Here is a 4,583-nt window from a genome sequence, read left to right as displayed (position 1 = left end):
GGCATTGGGCGCCACACACATGAATTCTCTCCATGTCCCGCCGCCGTAACCGGTCTCTTCCCTCAGTTCCCGTTGTGCCGAAAAAAGAGGCGATGCATCCTCTTTCTCACACACTCCGGCGCATAGCTCGAAGCAGGTCTTTTCAATACCCGGCCGGTATTGTTTCACCAGGATAAATTTTCCCTCTTTGGTGATAGCGATAATATTCACCCAGTTGGGGTATTCCAGTACGTAATATTCAGGGACAACGGTTCCGTCGGGCATCTGTAATAGCTCCCGGCGTACCGTCAGCCACGGACGCCTGTGAAGATATTCGCTTTCAATCACCTTCCAACGCATGTTGTCATTTTCGTGATCCATAGGATGTCAATTTACTGCAAATATGCTTTATCTTTTTCTAAAGAATAGAGCAAAGGTACGTTATCCCCGTGAATTAAAAAAGGGGAAGGCCTGCCGTTCCATCTGAAAAAACGAAACGGATTATGTACTTATTAATTTGTTACATTCGGTTGTCTATTCATGTTTGAAACAGGACTACTTTTCCTTTGTGGAAGCAATCACTCCCCTGAAGTAACCGATGGATTCGGCGATTCCCAGGAACGGGTCTTTCATATTGCGTTCGTGTTCCAGGCTGCAGACACCTTCGTATCCTACCTGACGAAGCATTTTTACAAATGCCGGAAAATCGATGATACCCCGGCCGATCTCCACGGAATATCCCGCCTTGGTCGATCCGGTAACATCCTTAATATGAATATCGAACACGCGGGAATGATACTTCTCCAGGTCTTTGACGGGATCTTTGCCGTTGCGGGTATCATGCCCGATATCGAGGCACATGCCGATCCGGGGATCCAGGTCTTTCACATTTTCCCATACATCCTCCGCATCAGGATATAATGCCATGTCAGGTCCATGCAGGTGGATGGCATAATGAAAATCGTATTCTTTCACTTTGCGGTCTACATAAGACAACAGGTCATAATTGGGAACTCCCACAATCAGTTTCACTCCTACGCGTTTTGCATATTCGAAGGCATTGTCAACCTCTTTTTCCGAACGCATATAAATGGGGCCGACAGCATAACCCGTGACACCTTTTGCTTGCAGCCTGGCATGGAAAGCGGCTATTTCCTGATCGGTACTGTTGAAAGGAAGATGAAAATCTTTGATGCAGAGATATTTCACATCGCATTTTTCCAAAGTCTCCAGCGTTTTGTCGAGATCGAAGTTGGCAAATGTATAGCCAGCCATACCCATGTTGAACTTTTCGAAGGTGTCAGGAGCCGGTTGCGGATCGGGACGATCCTGTGCAACGATCGAAAGGGATAACAATAATCCCGTTAAAATCAGCATTTTTTTCATGTTTATTGTTTTTGATGATAGTGTTTCATCACAAAGGTACTGTTTTTATCAAGGGTATGAAAGATTTATTTGAAAACGTTTAAGTAAAAAAACCTTTTATCTTTGTATTCAAATAAGAGATACATGAATTTTCCTGCAGATTTCATATCATCTATCCGGCTGTTGCTCGGAAGCGGGATGGAATCGTTTTTGTCGGTTCTGGCCGGTGATGCGCCGGTCAGTTTTCGTCTGAATCCGTTTAAGGCCAAGCGTAATCCTATGGAGTCGGTGGTTCCTCTACAGCGGGTGCCGTGGTCCCAATGGGGTTTTTACCTGGAAAAGCGACCCTCTTTTACGTTCGATCCCCTTTTTCATACCGGGTATTATTACGTACAGGAAGCCTCTTCGATGTTTGTGGAGCAGGTAGTCGACCAGTTGGTGACAGAGCCCGTGGTGTGTCTCGATCTGTGTGCCGCCCCCGGCGGAAAATCAGTCTCCCTGTTTTCTGCTCTTCCCGAAGGGAGTCTGTTAGTAAGTAACGAACTGGTTCGTCAGCGCGCCCAGGTGTTGTCGGAGACGATGACGAAATTCGGTCATTCCAATGGGATGGTCACTAACAATATGGCAAAGGATTTCGCCGCCTTCCCGCATTTTTTTGATCTGGTACTGGTGGATGCTCCCTGTTCGGGTGAGGGGATGTTCCGCAAGGATGAGGCGGCCGTGAAAGAGTGGTCGACCCATAATGTGGGGATGTGCGCTGTACGACAAAGAGATATACTGAATGACATCTGGCCGGCATTGAAACCGGGCGGCCTGCTGATTTACAGTACCTGCACCTACAATACCGCGGAAAATGAGGAAAACGCCCTTTGGGCGGCAGATGAATTGAGAGCGGAATTTGTGTGTGTGGAAACGAATAAAGAATGGGGGATCACACCCTCATTCGACAGCCGGGTAACCGGCTATCGTTTTTTTCCGCATAACACCAGAGGGGAAGGATTATTTGTGACTGTACTGAGAAAAGCCAGGGTAGAAGCAGATGAGGCTGTATCCGGCCGGGTGCGGGCAAAAAACAAAAAAAAGCCGTCGCTATTCGTAAAAGATCGTTCTGCTTACACGAATCTGCTGTTGCACTCCGACACTTTCGATTTTGTGGAGGCCGGCAATCGTATCATTGCGCTACCCGCAGAGCATTCCGAGGGTCTTATCACACTGAATGAGCGGTTAAAAACAGTTTCCATGGGTATAGAGATCGGGGAGAGAAAGGGAAAGGATTTTATTCCGTCCCACATGTTGGCGATGAGCAGGGAACTTAACCCCAAAGCATTTTTCCGGTATGAGGTGACCTGTGAAGAGGCTGTTTCCTATCTGCGGCGGGAGGCGATCACCCTTCCGGATGCTTCCCGGGGTTATCTGCTTCTCACCTATAAGGGAGAACCGTTGGGCTTTGTGAAGAATCTCGGTAACCGGGCAAATAATCTATACCCCCATGAATGGCGTATACGAAGCGGTTATCTGCCCGAAAAAACGACTGAAATCTTCAGTTCACCTGTCCATCCCATTCAGCCGGGTGATTCCTGATTTTTAATTTTTAGTTTTTCACTATTCACTATTAGTTTCTCATGCATCCCCGGCAGTCACTCACCTACCTTTTTATAATCCTGGCAATCGTCGTTGCCTTGCTGTCACTGTGGTTATCGAACAGGTTGGTGAAGGAGTTGGCGGATGAGGAGCGCAGGAAGATTGAAATATGGGCGATGGCGACCGAGTCGATGGCTATGGACGAGGATGTGGATATGTCGTTGGTATTGAGGATTCTGAAGAACAATACTACTATCCCCCTCCTACTGTATGATAAAAGTTCGGGAAGGTTGACTCCGCGTAATATCAAGTTCCCCGAAGAAGGCGTAGAAGCTTATTTGCAGGTAAAGATGGAAGAGTTCGGCCGGAAGCATGATCCCATTGCTTTGCATGAGATGAACCAACTGCTTTATTATGACGATTCCCATACGCTGAAAATGCTGCAACTCTATCCCTATCTGCAACTGTTGGTGATCGCCCTCTTTATCGGTCTTGCTTTTTTTGCCCTGAACCGTTCGCAACGGGCGGAACATAACAGGGTATGGGTAGGATTGTCGAAAGAAACCGCTCATCAGTTGGGTACCCCCATCTCCTCGCTGATGGCATGGATGGAGTACATGAAGCTGAAGGAGGTGGATCAGCAGTTGTTGACAGAAGTCAATAAAGATATAGCCCGCCTGCAGATGATCGCAGAACGTTTCTCCAAGATCGGTTCTGCATCCGCTTTGGCGCCTGTGGATTTGAGGGAAGCAGTAATGCATTCGCAGGAATATCTGGAAAAACGGATTTCGAAAAAAGTGGTATTCCATACCCGGTTTCCCGAACATCGGGTAGAAGTCGACTTGAACGAACCGCTCTTCGGATGGGTTATTGAGAACCTTGTGAAAAACGGAGTAGACGCCATGCAGGGGCAGGGTATTATTACTTTTGATATCTCCCAAAAGGGGGATCGGGTTTACCTCGATATTTCCGACACCGGCAAAGGAATACCAAAATCAAAATTCAAGGCAATCTTTTCCCCCGGCTACACTACTAAGGAAAGAGGGTGGGGGCTTGGGCTTACGCTTGTGAAGCGGATCGTGGAAGAGAATCACAAAGGAGAGATATTTGTCAGGAGATCTGACCCGGGAAAAGGCGCCACTTTTAGGATCCTGCTGAAGAAAAACTAAAAAACCGGATCAGATCACCCGTTATGAGCACTCAATATGTTTTTTTCCAGCCGTACCTGGTTTTCTTTCAATACTTCACTGGTAGCCAGATATTCCGGCTGATCGGCGTAAATGAATAGCAATGATCCTTCTTTTATGGTGTCGATAATGGGTTTTGTCAGTTCCCTGGGAAGTGCGGGGCAACCGAAGCTCCGTCCGAGCCGTCCGGTAGATCTTATCACATTTTCGCTGCAATAGTCGGCCCCATGAATGACGATAGCCCGCTGTCTGGCTTTATCATTAATACCTTTTTCCAGCCCGTCCAACTGAAGCGAATAGCCGTTTCCGCCTTTATAGGTGCTGGCTGTACGGTAAAACCCCAGTGAACTCTGATGTGAACCGTCCCGGTTTGAGAATGATGTGGCGTAATTTTCCCCACTGTTGCGCCCGTGCGATACATACGAAACAAAAAGGATTTCCTTTTTTGCCATATCCAACACGTACATTCTT

General features: G+C 47.4%; 5 protein-coding genes. 2 read left to right on the top strand and 3 right to left on the bottom strand.

From position 1 onward, the window contains the following. Both Q0502_RS06925 and Q0502_RS06920 read right to left on the bottom strand, forming a co-directional pair. The coding region (locus Q0502_RS06925) for an NUDIX hydrolase (protein ID WP_298648867.1) at nt 1-360 on the bottom strand (360 nt) is incomplete at its 3' end. A 174-nt stretch (nt 361-534) separates the two neighbouring features. Next, entirely contained in the window at nt 535-1,365 is an 831-nt protein-coding gene (locus Q0502_RS06920) for a sugar phosphate isomerase/epimerase family protein (RefSeq protein ID WP_298648865.1), read from the bottom strand. 123 nt (nt 1,366-1,488) lie between these two features. On the opposite strand from Q0502_RS06920, the gene Q0502_RS06915 reads away from it, so the two are divergent. Both Q0502_RS06915 and Q0502_RS06910 read left to right on the top strand, forming a co-directional pair. After that, nucleotides 1,489-2,925, top strand: coding sequence for an rRNA cytosine-C5-methyltransferase (locus tag Q0502_RS06915; protein ID WP_298648863.1), 1,437 nt, complete (start codon nt 1,489-1,491; stop codon nt 2,923-2,925). 41 nt (nt 2,926-2,966) lie between these two features. After that, nucleotides 2,967-4,094: a HAMP domain-containing sensor histidine kinase gene (locus tag Q0502_RS06910; RefSeq protein ID WP_298648861.1), complete on the top strand. Its 1,128-nt coding sequence runs from the start codon at nt 2,967-2,969 to the stop codon at nt 4,092-4,094. A gap of 14 nt (nt 4,095-4,108) precedes the next feature. On the opposite strand, the gene Q0502_RS06905 is transcribed toward Q0502_RS06910, so the two are convergent. Next, nucleotides 4,109-4,583: murein L,D-transpeptidase catalytic domain family protein (locus Q0502_RS06905; protein WP_298648859.1), on the bottom strand; the 475-nt coding region annotated here is incomplete at its 5' end.

Origin of the sequence: uncultured Proteiniphilum sp. (assembly GCF_937873925.1) — a bacterium.
Classification (GTDB): domain Bacteria; phylum Bacteroidota; class Bacteroidia; order Bacteroidales; family Dysgonomonadaceae; genus Proteiniphilum.
Note: the sequence above shows the minus strand (reverse complement) of the source record. Positions and strands in the feature narration are given on the sequence as shown.